Raw genomic sequence first — 11,620 nt, forward strand, 5'->3', positions numbered from 1 at the left:
CTTTCCAATCGCCTTGTTGAAGGCGAGTCGCGATCGCCGGTCGGCTTGCGTTTTGACGTTGGTCAGACTTCGTGGGAAACCTGAATGAATCAATTTCCGCAACGCATGCCCGTTTGAACTCCGACCTGCACGACACCTTGGGACGACCGCTCCGCGATCTGCGCATCTCGGTTACGGATCGGTGCAATTTTCGCTGTCCGTACTGCATGCCGCGCGAGGTGTTTGGTCCCGGTTACGCGTTTCTCAAGGATCCGCAGTTGATGACGCTCGATGAACTGGTGCGCATCACTCGCGCCTTTTTGAGACTGGGCGTGGAGAAGATCCGGCTGACGGGTGGCGAGCCGCTGCTGAGGCCGGACCTCGTGGATCTGATACGCATCCTGAAACAGGAGCTGAAGGTCCGCGATGTCGCGCTCACGACCAATGGCTGGCTGCTGGAGCAGCGGGCGCCCGCGCTGCGGGACGCGGGACTCGATCGCGTGAATGTCTCCGTGGATTCGCTGAACCAGGAAACCGCGGGCCGCATGAACGGGCTGGGGTTCAGGGTGGACCGGGTTCTCCGCGGCGTCGATGCCGCCGTGGGCATGGGGCTGCACGTGAAAATCAACACCGTCGTGCAGCGCGGCATGAACGACACGGAAATCGAGGAGCTTGCCGCCTATTTCAGGGAGCGCGGCCTGACGCTTCGATTTATAGAATTCATGGATGTCGGAAACACCAACCACTGGCAGCACAAACAGGTGGTGCCCGCGGGGGAGATCGTGCAACGACTTGCAGCGCGGTGGCCGCTTGTGCCCGTCGGTCCGGCTTACCGGGGTGAGGTGGCGTCGCGCTACCGGTATCAGGATGGCAGGGCGGAGATCGGTCTCATCTCGTCGGTGACCGAGCCGTTCTGCCGCGATTGTCACCGGGCACGCCTGTCAGCGGACGGGCGCCTGTTCACCTGCCTTTTTGCGGCACTGGGGTGGGATGTGCTTGGAGCGGTCAGGGCGGGAGCGAGCGACGAGGAGCTCGATCGTTTTGTCTCGCGGATCTGGGCGGGTCGCGTCGACCGCTACAGCGATGAAAGGGCGGAACTGCTGGCGGCGGGTGAAGTTCGGCCGAAGGCGGAGATGAGTTATCTGGGCGGGTGAGCTGCGAATCGTGGCCCCTGGGGGCGGGCCGTGCTGCAAGTGCACGTGATCGCAAGGGCTTGTCGGGGGTAATAGTACGCATGCCTCCAAGGGGAAAATTGGCTGGCGACGTGGGGTCTCGCGGCGTTTTCTGAGGTGTTCGTGAGACCCTGTCCGGTCAAGTTTTTCGCCCTTTTCCTGGCCTTGGCATTTTCCGCTTTGGGCAACGCTTTCGCGCAATCTGCGGACGCGGCCGACAAGACTCCATCCTCGCTCATCACGGCGCCTGCATTGGTCGATTTTCAGCAGGCGGGATCAGCGCAGCCGTACCTGCCGGTTGGCAGCACCAAACTCAATGCCGCCGATTCCGCCCTGGCGATGGCTCAATGGAGCCGCGCGGTCGATGCCATGGCGGCATCAAATTCTCAATTCGCCGGAGCGTCTGCCGCATCGACTGTCTCGCGCACAACGGCAGCCAGCACCTGGTCTTCACCGAACCCGTCCTGGCAGGATTATTCCACGACCACATCGATCGAGGTTCCTGTCCCGGAACCTTCGACCTACGGCGCGATCCTGCTGGGCGGCGCGTGTGCGTGGGTTGCAGTCCGGAATCGGCGGTCCCGCAAGCAACAGGCCCGCAAATAGGAATTCCAATTCGCCGTATCGGCATCGCTCCGCTTGACGTGCTTGCGGGGGTGGCGGACTCTGTCATCTTGCTCCATGTCCTCGAATCCTGATTCCCTCCCGGTCACAGTTCTCACCGGTTTTCTTGGCGCCGGAAAAACCACGCTCCTCAATCGCATTCTGACGGAGCAGCATGGCAGGAAGCTGGCGGTGATTGAAAACGAATTTGGAGAGGTGGGCATCGACAACCAGCTCGTCATTCAGAGCGACGAGGAAATCTTCGAGATGAACAACGGGTGCATCTGCTGCACCGTGCGCGGCGACCTCATCCGCATACTGGGGCGGTTGATGAAACGAAAGGACAGGCTGGATGGAGTCCTGATTGAAACCACGGGACTCGCGGATCCGGGACCGGTGGCCCAGACGTTTTTCACCGATGACGAGATGCGTTCACGCTTCAGGCTCGATGCCATCGTCACCGTGGTCGATGCCAAGCACGTCGTTCAGCACATCGACACCTCACCCGAGGTCAAAAAGCAGATCGCGTTCGCCGATGTGCTTGTCCTGAACAAGACGGATCTCGTGTCGCCCGTCGAACTCGACGAGCTGGAGTCACGCATCAGAAGGATGAATTCGGCGGCAAAGGTGCATCGCGCGCAGAACGCGAACGTCCCGCTTTCAGCAGTGCTCGACGTCGGCGGCTTCAACCTTTCGCGCGCAACCGAGGTGGATCCGGGCTTTCTCGAGACCGAACATCCGTTTGAATGGGCGGGAGTCTATGCGCTGCCACAGGGAAACCACCTCCTGGAAATCGGCCGCTGCGCGCATGATCACGGCGGCCATGGGCATGATCATGAGGACGGTCATCATCACCATCATCATGGCAATGACAACGAGATGGACCTCGTGGTGCTTCCCGTGAAGTCGATGGAGAAACCGGACATCGCGCCTGCGATTGAAGCGGCGGCGCTCCTTTTCTCCGACTGGGAGAACAAGGTGGCGGATGGCGACACGATCAAGCCAGGCGGCACGTTGCAGCGGCTTCAATTGAGGGAGGGCTCCGGCAATTTCCACCTCAGGATCGATCAGCCTGGATACTATGCCGTGTTCGAGCAGAACGGTCATGCGCCGCTGCACATTGCGGTGATGGGACAGCATGCGCGTCCAGGCTGGCAGCAGGACTTTGAGGCGCACCATTCGCACGATGACGACGTTTCAAGCGTCGGCATGAGTGTGCCTGGGGATCTTGATGGCAACCGTCTGAACACGTGGATCAGCGAGCTGCTGAGGACCAAGGGTGGCGACATCTATCGCATGAAAGGCGTGCTCAGTGTGAGGGGAAGCAACAAGCGGCTTGTTTTTCAGGGGGTGCACATGTTGTTTGACGCCAAGTTCGATCGGGAATGGGGAACGACTCCACGCACCAACACGCTGGTGTTCATCGGCAAGAATCTCGACCGGCAGTCGCTGACCGAGGCGTTCAAGGCCTGCCTTGTATGAGGCGGATTCCGGGGCTCGGGGCGCGCGGGATTATTTGTGGCGTCCGTGGCGAAAGATGTCCCAGACGACGTAGAGTCCGAGCACGGCTGAGAGCAGGTATCCGATCATGCCGAGCGCCGGGTAACCAAAAAGTGTGGGTGTGGCCCGGGTGGTGATGATCAGTGAGGAGCCGACGATCAGTGAGCCGATGATGACGCCGAGCGTGATGCGATTGGCCGCGGTTTTGACCGCATCGTCCACCTCCTCGAGTCCTTGGTGTTGAAACTTGATGGTCAGGTCGTCGCGCTCGAGCCGCCGGATGATGCGTCTGAGTTCACCGGGCAGCTCCTTGAAGCCCATGAATGACGAGCGGACCATGTTGCGCGCATCCCGCCAGAGCGCGCGCGGGCGCATGCGATTGATCTGGAGTTCGCGCAGGACCGGACGTGCATGAAGCCGCAGATCGAAGGATGGGTCGAGCCGCCGCCCCACCTCTTCAATGGAGAGCACGGCCTTCGCCATGAGCGAGTAGTCGCGCGAGATGTTGATTCCGTTGCGGCCGAGGATGTGAATCAGCTTGAGCAGCGCGCGCCCCGTCTGCTCGCGTCCTATCTGGAGATTGAAATCCTCGCGCAGGGCCAGCGTGACGTCGCGCTCCATCGCGCGCAGGTCAAGTCCGCCGGACGGTGAACCGAGCTCTCCAGCGATTTCGACGATGCGTTCGGCGTCCTGCTCGACGGCGGCGATGAGAAGATCGGCAAGCGCGAGGCGCAGGCGGTGGGTCAGATTGCCGGCGAGCCCCCAGTCGAGCAGGCAGAGGCGTCCGTCGGGGGGCACCAGCACATTTCCAGCATGCGGGTCCGCATGGAAGAAGCCGGCGATCAGGACCTGGTGCAGAAGGGACTCCGCGCCACGCGCGGCGAGCATTCGCCGCTCCGCCTGGGGGATGGTCTCGTCGTCGATCCGCCGTCCCACGATGCGCTCGGTGACGAGCAGCCGCTCAGAACAGTATTCTCCCATGACCGCGGGGGCATAGACGCGGTCTGGATGAGGATTGATCGCGTTGAAATACTGCTGGTTGCGGGCCTCGTTGAGGAAGTTGAGCTCGCGCAGCACGCCCTCGCGCAGCTCGGCGACAATCGACGGCAGATTGAAAGGCGCCAGCCGCCGGATTCTGTTGTGGGCCTGGTTGGCGAGCCAGGCGAGAAGATCGAAATCCGCCAGGACCGGCTTTTCGAGATTGGGCCGTTGGATCTTGACGGCGACCTCGCGGCCGTCGCGGAGGCGGGCAAAGTGCACCTGGGCAAGCGAGGCTGCGGCGACGGGCGTTTCGTTGAATTCGCTGAAAATTTCTTCAGGTTCGCATTCGAGTTCCTCCACCAACACCGCTCGCATATCAGCGAATGGCACGCTCTGAACTGAGCTCTGCAGTTTGCGCAGCTCCAGAACGAGTGGATGCGGCAGGAGGTCGGGCCGCATGCTGAGCAACTGCCCAGCCTTTATGAACGTTGGGCCCAGCTCCTCGGCGGCGAGTCGGATGCGCTCATAGGAGGAGCGCGGCGTTGTGGTCTGCGGGACAAAGCGTGCCCAGACGCCGGTCGGCAGCTCGATTTGATTGAGAAGGTCCGCAAATCCGTGGCGGGCGAGAACCGTGAAGATTTCCTTGGCCCGGACCGCGTTGCTGAAAAGATCGAATGGCTTCACGGTTCGCCGGCACGCGTCGGCGCTGGCGCGAGGCGGTTTTCGAGGACGAGGACGCGATTCTCCAGGGCCGCCAGCCGGGCTGCGGTATCCGCCTCGCTGCGATCGAGCACAGCCTTGAGCCTTGTGCCCAGTGTCTGTGTGAGTTCATCGAACTCCCGCCGACCCTGTTCGGCTATCTTCTCCGCCATGATGCGTGCGTCGCTGGTGGAGAGTTTGCCCTGTCGCACAAAGTCGTCGAGTGCCGCTTCGGCTTTTTCCTTGGTGATGATCGCAGCGCCTACGCCTGCGAGCAGGGTTTTCTTGATGACGTCGATCATGAGTACACCGTGATTGACGATGAGGATTTGGGCAACGGGAAAGCCAAGGTGATTCGCCGGCGCTTCGGGTGCTGGACTGTTCAAGCTTGTTTCAGAAGAGATTCCTTCAGCACTCCGAGAAACTGTTCCGCGCCGCGGCTTTGATAGCGCTGGAGGTGCCGGATCAGGGCCACTTCACGCTCGGGCTCGCGACCGCTCAGGCGCTTGTAGACGAGCGCGGCATTATCTTCCCTTGAGCGGCACACTTTAGGCAGGATCGAGATGCCCAGACCGGTCGCAACAAGCGTTTTCACCGTTGAGATCTGTGCGCAGCGATGCCCGATCCTGGGTTCAAAGTCGTGGTCGCCACAAAAGCGCTGAATTTGCATGGCCACGCTGCTCGATTCTCCCAGAAGGACGAAAGTCTGATCCGCGAGGTCCTTCGCAGTCACGGTTGCCTGTGATGCCAGCGGATGGTCCCGCCCGATGACCAGCAGCAGGGGTTCGGTGAAAACTGGTTCAATCGAAAGCCGCGAATCTTTCACCGGCTGCGAAACGAGTGCCAGATCAAGCTCACCCTCAAGAACGGATCTCACCAGTTGATTGCGAAAGTTTTCGCGTGTGTGGATGACGAGGTGAGGAAATTTTTGGCGGCACTCGTCAATTAATTGCGGAAACAGGTACGGAACGACTGTAGGGATGCCTCCAACAAAAATGTGTCGCTCGAGATCTGGTGTGTCGCTGAGTTCCCGTGTGGCGTCGTCGAGTTCAAGAAGCACCCGTTTGGCGCGAGCCAGAAATGCGATCCCTGCCTCAGTCGGCACCGCTTTTCGCCCAAGACGATGGAAAAGTTTGTGACCTAACTCCTTTTCCAAGTTGATGATCTGTTGGCTTAGTGAGGGCTGTGTAACATGCGCACGCTCCGCTGCCCGGGTAAAGTTTCCCGTCTCGGCTACAGCTAGCAGATAACGCAGTTGATGAAGTTCCATAGGAATATCCTATCATTAGGATAGAAAACAATAATTTCAACAACTACCGAGATGCGCGTATTATTGGGGCGTACCTGGCAACGGGTACCTTAATGCTAATCAGAAAACTAACCATGAAACCTACACGTCTTACCGTCGGACTCGTTGGGCTCCTTTTCGGCACATTGCTTGTGTCGGCAGGCTCGATGAGAATCGATCCGGCAAACGTAACCACGATCTTCGGTTTCATCAGCGCCGGCGCCGCTCTCGCATTTGCGATCGGTGATTATGGCCTGATGACACGCGGGATACATCACAAGTAAACCACGAAGATCGTCTTTGTTGGTTATCTCAATTTGAGGCCCGGAGCAATCCGGGCCTCTTTATTTTGGCGACCTCAGACACGCCGGTTCGATTGAAAATCTCCATGAAACACAACGCTTGTCACCCACGGGTCGCGCCGGGTCCGGCATGTGGAATGACCCGCAAGGGCATCGAGGCTCTCAAAGCTGGCGACACCTATTTTTCAGAAGATCTCTCCCAAAGGCAGATCCGTTTTCTGAAAAAAATAAGGGGATTGGCAGCGCATTCGCTGCCAATGGGCCTTACTCCACCGCGTCGGAAGCGGCCTCGTGTCGGCGTATGTCGTCGGTTGACCGGCGGCTGGTCAGGTCGGTGCTCCGCTTGCGCAACTGGCGGTCCAGTTTGTCGATGAGCTGGTCGATCGCATTGTAGGCGTCGTCGCTGTCAGCCGACACGTGGCGATCAGTGCCGCCGATCTCGATGTGGCCTTTTGCCTCGAAGCGCGTGTGGCCATCGGCCCGGTGAGGCGCCACGTCGATGCGGACGCGCACGATGCGCGGTTCATGGCGAAGGAGCCGTTCAGCCTTGGTGGTGATCGTCGACTTCATGGCCTCGGTCAGTTCGAGGTGAATGCCGCGAATGATTAACTTTCCGTCGAGATTAAGCGCATGATCAGACTTCATGATTTTGGGCGACTCCACCTTACGATCATCATCTCCCCTAGGGCAACCTCGGATGACGTGGCATGAGAAAGTTTCGTCCTTTGAAGCTGTTGCGACGATCGCTTCGTGGGGTGCCGGATTTTCCGTGCGACGCTCCGGCGCTGGCCCGCGAATGGGGAGAAAATGCGCGTTGCCCGGCTATCGGGAATTTGCAGAAGCCGGTGGCGACACCGGGGGCAGGGCGGCTTGGAGTGTTTGAAACCGCTGACGCTTTGCGGGGTCGGTCGTCACGCGCAGGCCGATTCCGGCAAGCACTGCGGCGTCTTCGAGATAGCCGTACTGCTGCTTCAAGAGGGCAGCCTGGTAGATCCAGTCCGGGCGTTTCAGGAAGTGGCGCACGCCTTCATCCACCACGGCGAGATTCGCCGCGGTGGGTGGCGTATCCGATTCTGCCCAGACTGTGGCTATCATTTCGTACACTTCCGGCAGAGCAGGGGGTTGCCCGCGGGCGACGAAGAGGGGTTCGAGAATATCACTGACCTGGGTCGTGCTCAGCCGCTGGCGGGCGCCCAACGGGTGTTTCATGGCCTCATTGTAACGCAGTTGGGCCAGTTCAAGATAGGCGCGGGGGCGGTTCACCTTCTCCCTGGCGGCGGCTTCGAGGAACTTTCGTGCGCGCGCCGTTTCGCCTTCGGAGTATTCAAACATGCCCAGCGAGGCGAGCAGTTGAGGGTCCCGCGATCCGCGGATGTAGGGCGCGATCAACGCCATCCGCGCCGCAGCCTTGTTGCCCGCCATGCGAAGCGCCTCGCCCTTGATGCGGCCGACCTCCGCATCGGTGGCATCGCGAAACACCGGCTTCGGTGGAGGCTCCAGCTTTGTCCCCTTTTTTGCCTGGAACACCACCGCCTTGTAGGCGGTGAAGTCAACGTAGCCACGGATCTGCAGGAGCATCTGCTTGTAGGTCATGCCAAAGCATTCCTTGAACAGATCCTCGGAGGGCGGGCGGCCGCCAAGCCGTGAAAGAAACGTGAGCAGTCCCTTCTGATATTTTCCCTGGTTGCCGTAGAGGCACAGGTGGACGAACGCATAGGACTGCTTGGCCCAGAGGCTCCCGAGCGGCCTGCGCGCGGTCGGCGAGTCCCGGTCGACGCTGAACATCTCCTGCAGCGGCATCAGCGCACGGCGGTGGAGAGCCCGGTTGAAATCGCGATCCTCGATGGAGCCGTCGATCGATACTTCGTTGGGATCTTCGACTTTGCCGATGACGATGCGGGTGGGGGAAAACTCCATTCGCATGAAAATCTGCGACAGCCCTTCCTCCATCCACGCAGGCAGCCGGGGCTGTGACTGCGCCAGGACAAAGCGGATGTATTCGCGATAAAGCTGCCGGTAATGATCGACCACGAAATTCGGCATGCCGCGGAAGATCGTGGCGTCTGCGCCTTCGGACCCAGGATCGGACGCGGCGGATTGCGCGGCCATGGCGTCCAGACTCTCCGGGGTGACGAGATTCAAGGTGGTGGTCTGCAGATCGATGACGATCGCGGACATCTCTCCATCGCGCAGGTTCAGGCTGATCGAACCCGTGTCTGGACTCAGTTCAATGCGCGGGATGAAGGGATCGAACTTGTTGCCCCTGCCCACGAGTATCAGCGAGGTGGGAACAGCCGAGGCGATGTCCGCCGCCGGCCAGGCGAGGACCAGCGCCTGATGAAACCGCTGGAAATCCTCGACGAGCCGTTGGGTCGATCGGTTCGAGCTGTTTGAAAGAACTTCGAAGCCCTCAATGCGGGCGTAACGCCAGGCTTCAGGCTCGGGGAGGATGGGCGAATCCTGAACTGTAAATGTCGGCAGTTCGATCGCGGAATCCTGTCCTCCGGCGGCGGCGGTGGATCCGGGGACTGAGGCTTGGGCCCAAAGACCGAGGCTCATCGCGCTCAGGCCGCACGCCCCGAGGAACATCCGGAATATTCGGTGAGTCATGATTGATGAGGCCGTGGGGAGGAAAGGCATGAGGAGGGCTTCACTTTTTTTCTGAAAGCCTGGGCGCGAGCCGGAGCTCCCTTCTGAAAAGGTCCAAAGCCTGGCCGCGGAATACAATGACGTCGGCGCTTTCGGTGGCCGTCGCATCGATGGGCCAGCGGTCCAGATCGCCGAGGAAGTTTTGATCGATGATCGAACCGGCACCAAGGACATGCACCGCACCGTCGGAGGTGGTGATCTCGATGCTTCCCCGGCGCACAAAGTAGAAGGCGCGGAGCGGGTCGCCTTTGCTCACGAGGGCTTCATCTTTTTCAAGGTGAATGGCTCGCAGCACGTCGTCGCTCGGCGGTACGACAAGGCTGATGTCCCGGCTGAAAACCAGTTCCATCGTCCAGTCGACGATCACGCGCAGCTTGCGTGCAAGCCCCGGCAGCTTTTCGAGGTAGATGGTCCGCCACATCCACCACGCGATGAAGCCGCGAAAATGAAAACCCAGGATTTCCGCAACCGCCTCGCGCGAGCCAATCGTCGCCAGTTGTCCAAGATACCTGTAGGCGAAGGGCTTGAGGTGCTGATTTTTTAGCGCACGCGCCAGATTCCCACCCAGTTGCTGCCCATGACGGAGCGCGAATTGCGAAGTGGGGGGCGACACCTTGATCGTGCCCCGGTCATTCCACGGCACGGCGGCGCAGTCGCCCGCAGCCCACAGATGAGTCTGCCCGGGCACGCGCATGGTGGGTTCCGTGTCGATACGACCCTTTGTCGCGGTCGCGCCAATCTGCCTGCAAATGTCCAGGATCAGCGGGTTGGGTGCGCTCCCGACCGTCGACACGAGCGTGGCTGCATCTATGGTCGAGCCATTGTCGAGAATCGCCTTGGTGGCGGTGACCTCAATCACGCGCGTGTTCAGCCGCACCTCCACCTTGTTTCGTTCGAGGACCCTTCGGGCATAGGCTCCAAGTTCCGGCCCGATCTCCGCCAGAAGGTGACTCTGGCTGTGAACCAGGATAACCCGCGGGTGAGAGGATCTCAGGTTGAAATACAGGTGGGAACATTCGGTGACGAGCGCGTTGATCTGTCCGGCCGTTTCAACACCGGTGTAACCGCCGCCCACCACGACGAATGTGAGCAGGCGCTCGCGCACAACGGGATCCTCAATGAGATTGGCCTCCTCCAAACGGTTGATGATCGCCGACCTAAGTCGCAGGGCATCCGCCACTGTGCGCATGGGCCAGCCATACTCCTTGAGACCGGGCACTTTTGACAGATCGGTCACGGCACCCAGAGCCAGGACCAAGTGCTCGAATTGAACGGGTTGGTTTCGCGTGAATCTGCCGCCGTCCAGGGTCAGTTCCCGGCGGGACCAGTCGATCGCATGGATCCTTCCCTGCAGCACGGTCACGCGCCGGCAGAAGTGCCGGAGCGGGTTGACGACGTCGTGGGCCACCAGTGAGGAGCCGACCACCTCGGCCAGCATCGGCTGAAACGTGAAGACGTTTCGTTCCGAGATCATGGCGATGCGGAGGCGGCCCTCCTCCCGTCCCAGCAACTTTCCCAGTACACGTGCGCAATAGGCGGCGGCGAAGCCTCCACCGGCGATGACCACTTCGTATTTCATTGGCTGGTTTCCGATCATCGCAGGAGCCTCCAAGGTTTGAAACCCTAAATGCTTCCTGCTTCCCGATGCGGGATCCGGCAGTCGCATTGACGGCGCTTGCGCCATCGCCTATTGCTGAACCTTTCCGCCATTCATCTGTCCATCGCCCGCAATCCCTCCATGCCCAGATCATCCCGCCGACCCCCTCCGTTCACTCCCTTTGCCGCCGCTTTCGCCGTGGCCTCCGGACTGCTCCTGTTCGCGGGATGCCAGGCCGCCTATTTCGGCGCGCTCGAGAAAATGGGCATTCCGAAGCGGGAGGTTCTGGTCGATCGCGTCGCCAGCGCGCGCTCCTCCCAGGAGGCGGCGAAGGAGCAGTTCGCGAGCGCACTCGAAAAGCTTCTGGCGATCACGAAGGTCGAACCCGGCGAGATCAAGGAGCGGTACGACCTGCTCAACGCGGAGCTCAAGCGCAATGAGGCGCGCGCCGCCGACGTGCGCCACCGGCTGAACGGCGTGAGGGATGTCGCCGAGGCCCTGTTCGACGAGTGGAATGACGAACTCAAGCAGTACTCCAGCGCGGAACTCAGGAACCGCAGTGCCGCGCAGTTGGAGAAGACTCAGCGCAACTACCGGGATCTCATGATCGTGATGGAGCGTGCTGCCGCCCGCATGGAGCCCGTCCTGAACGCATTTCGCGACCAGGTGCTTTTTCTCAAGCACAACCTGAACGCCCAGGCCGTGCGCTCGCTCGACACGACGTCGCAGACGCTCCAGGAGGATATTGGAAAGCTGATTGCCGACATGGAGAATTCGATTCGAGAGGCCGACGAATTCATCCAGACGCTGAAGCCGGCCGGCTGACCGCCCCTGAGGGGTCAGTCCCCGG

General features: G+C 60.6%; 11 protein-coding genes. 5 read left to right on the plus strand and 6 right to left on the minus strand.

Annotated elements, in window-relative coordinates; all coding sequences use genetic code 11:
- Positions 1 to 92 precede the first annotated feature (92 nt).
- The 3 genes from moaA (at position 93) to HS122_17950 (ending at position 3,236) form a co-directional block, all read left to right on the plus strand.
- Positions 93 to 1,133 carry a GTP 3',8-cyclase MoaA gene (moaA, locus tag HS122_17940; GenBank protein ID MBE7540279.1) on the plus strand — a complete coding sequence of 347 codons (1,041 nt, stop codon included), beginning with the start codon at positions 93 to 95 and terminating at the stop codon, positions 1,131 to 1,133.
- A gap of 183 nt (positions 1,134 to 1,316) precedes the next feature.
- Positions 1,317 to 1,757, plus strand: coding sequence for a PEP-CTERM sorting domain-containing protein (locus HS122_17945; protein MBE7540280.1), 441 nt, complete (start codon positions 1,317 to 1,319; stop codon positions 1,755 to 1,757).
- A gap of 75 nt (positions 1,758 to 1,832) precedes the next feature.
- Positions 1,833 to 3,236 carry a GTP-binding protein gene (locus tag HS122_17950; GenBank protein ID MBE7540281.1) on the plus strand — a complete coding sequence of 468 codons (1,404 nt, stop codon included), beginning with the start codon at positions 1,833 to 1,835 and terminating at the stop codon, positions 3,234 to 3,236.
- 30 nt (positions 3,237 to 3,266) lie between these two features.
- Here HS122_17950 and HS122_17955 read toward each other — a convergent pair whose 3' ends face one another.
- The 3 genes from HS122_17955 to HS122_17965 all read right to left on the minus strand — a co-directional run bounded on the left by HS122_17955 (position 3,267) and on the right by HS122_17965 (position 6,204).
- Complete coding sequence (locus tag HS122_17955; protein MBE7540282.1) at positions 3,267 to 4,919, minus strand: AarF/ABC1/UbiB kinase family protein; 1,653 nt, start codon at positions 4,917 to 4,919, stop codon at positions 3,267 to 3,269.
- Positions 4,916 to 5,236, minus strand: coding sequence for a hypothetical protein (locus HS122_17960; GenBank protein ID MBE7540283.1), 321 nt, complete (start codon positions 5,234 to 5,236; stop codon positions 4,916 to 4,918). Before HS122_17960 ends, HS122_17955 begins: the two co-directional genes overlap by 4 nt.
- Before the next feature lie 80 nt (positions 5,237 to 5,316).
- Complete coding sequence (locus HS122_17965) at positions 5,317 to 6,204, minus strand: LysR family transcriptional regulator (GenBank protein ID MBE7540284.1); 888 nt, start codon at positions 6,202 to 6,204, stop codon at positions 5,317 to 5,319.
- Between the two features lie 113 nt (positions 6,205 to 6,317).
- On the opposite strand from HS122_17965, the gene HS122_17970 reads away from it, so the two are divergent.
- Positions 6,318 to 6,506: a hypothetical protein gene (locus HS122_17970; GenBank protein MBE7540285.1), complete on the plus strand. Its 189-nt coding sequence runs from the start codon at positions 6,318 to 6,320 to the stop codon at positions 6,504 to 6,506.
- 282 nt (positions 6,507 to 6,788) lie between these two features.
- Here HS122_17970 and raiA read toward each other — a convergent pair whose 3' ends face one another.
- The 3 genes from raiA to HS122_17985 form a co-directional block, all read right to left on the minus strand.
- Positions 6,789 to 7,169, minus strand: a complete 381-nt coding sequence (gene raiA, locus HS122_17975) for a ribosome-associated translation inhibitor RaiA (GenBank protein ID MBE7540286.1) — start codon at positions 7,167 to 7,169, stop codon at positions 6,789 to 6,791.
- A 177-nt stretch (positions 7,170 to 7,346) separates the two neighbouring features.
- Positions 7,347 to 9,134, minus strand: coding sequence for a hypothetical protein (locus HS122_17980; protein MBE7540287.1), 1,788 nt, complete (start codon positions 9,132 to 9,134; stop codon positions 7,347 to 7,349).
- A 40-nt stretch (positions 9,135 to 9,174) separates the two neighbouring features.
- On the minus strand, positions 9,175 to 10,752 hold the full coding sequence (locus HS122_17985; GenBank protein ID MBE7540288.1) for an FAD-dependent oxidoreductase: 1,578 nt from the start codon (positions 10,750 to 10,752) through the stop codon (positions 9,175 to 9,177).
- 159 nt (positions 10,753 to 10,911) lie between these two features.
- Between HS122_17985 and HS122_17990 the strand changes: the two genes are divergently transcribed.
- Positions 10,912 to 11,595, plus strand: a complete 684-nt coding sequence (locus HS122_17990) for a DUF2959 domain-containing protein (GenBank protein MBE7540289.1) — start codon at positions 10,912 to 10,914, stop codon at positions 11,593 to 11,595.
- Positions 11,596 to 11,620: the final 25 nt, after the last annotated feature.

Source organism: Opitutaceae bacterium (genome assembly GCA_015075305.1).
GTDB lineage: Bacteria > Verrucomicrobiota > Verrucomicrobiia > Opitutales > Opitutaceae > UBA6669.

What these genes read in the sequence shown, in the direction of transcription:
- HS122_17950 (MBE7540281.1), top strand. Translation starts at nt 1,833, where the DNA reads ATGTCCTCGAATCCTGATTCCCTCCCGGTCACAGTTCTCACCGGTTTT.
- HS122_17960 (MBE7540283.1), bottom strand. Translation starts at nt 5,236, where the DNA reads ATGATCGACGTCATCAAGAAAACCCTGCTCGCAGGCGTAGGCGCTGCG.
- HS122_17965 (MBE7540284.1), bottom strand. Translation starts at nt 6,204, where the DNA reads ATGGAACTTCATCAACTGCGTTATCTGCTAGCTGTAGCCGAGACGGGA.
- HS122_17970 (MBE7540285.1), top strand. Translation starts at nt 6,318, where the DNA reads ATGAAACCTACACGTCTTACCGTCGGACTCGTTGGGCTCCTTTTCGGC.
- raiA (MBE7540286.1), bottom strand. Translation starts at nt 7,169, where the DNA reads ATGAAGTCTGATCATGCGCTTAATCTCGACGGAAAGTTAATCATTCGC.
- HS122_17980 (MBE7540287.1), bottom strand. Translation starts at nt 9,134, where the DNA reads ATGACTCACCGAATATTCCGGATGTTCCTCGGGGCGTGCGGCCTGAGC.
- HS122_17985 (MBE7540288.1), bottom strand. Translation starts at nt 10,752, where the DNA reads ATGAAATACGAAGTGGTCATCGCCGGTGGAGGCTTCGCCGCCGCCTAT.
- HS122_17990 (MBE7540289.1), top strand. Translation starts at nt 10,912, where the DNA reads ATGCCCAGATCATCCCGCCGACCCCCTCCGTTCACTCCCTTTGCCGCC.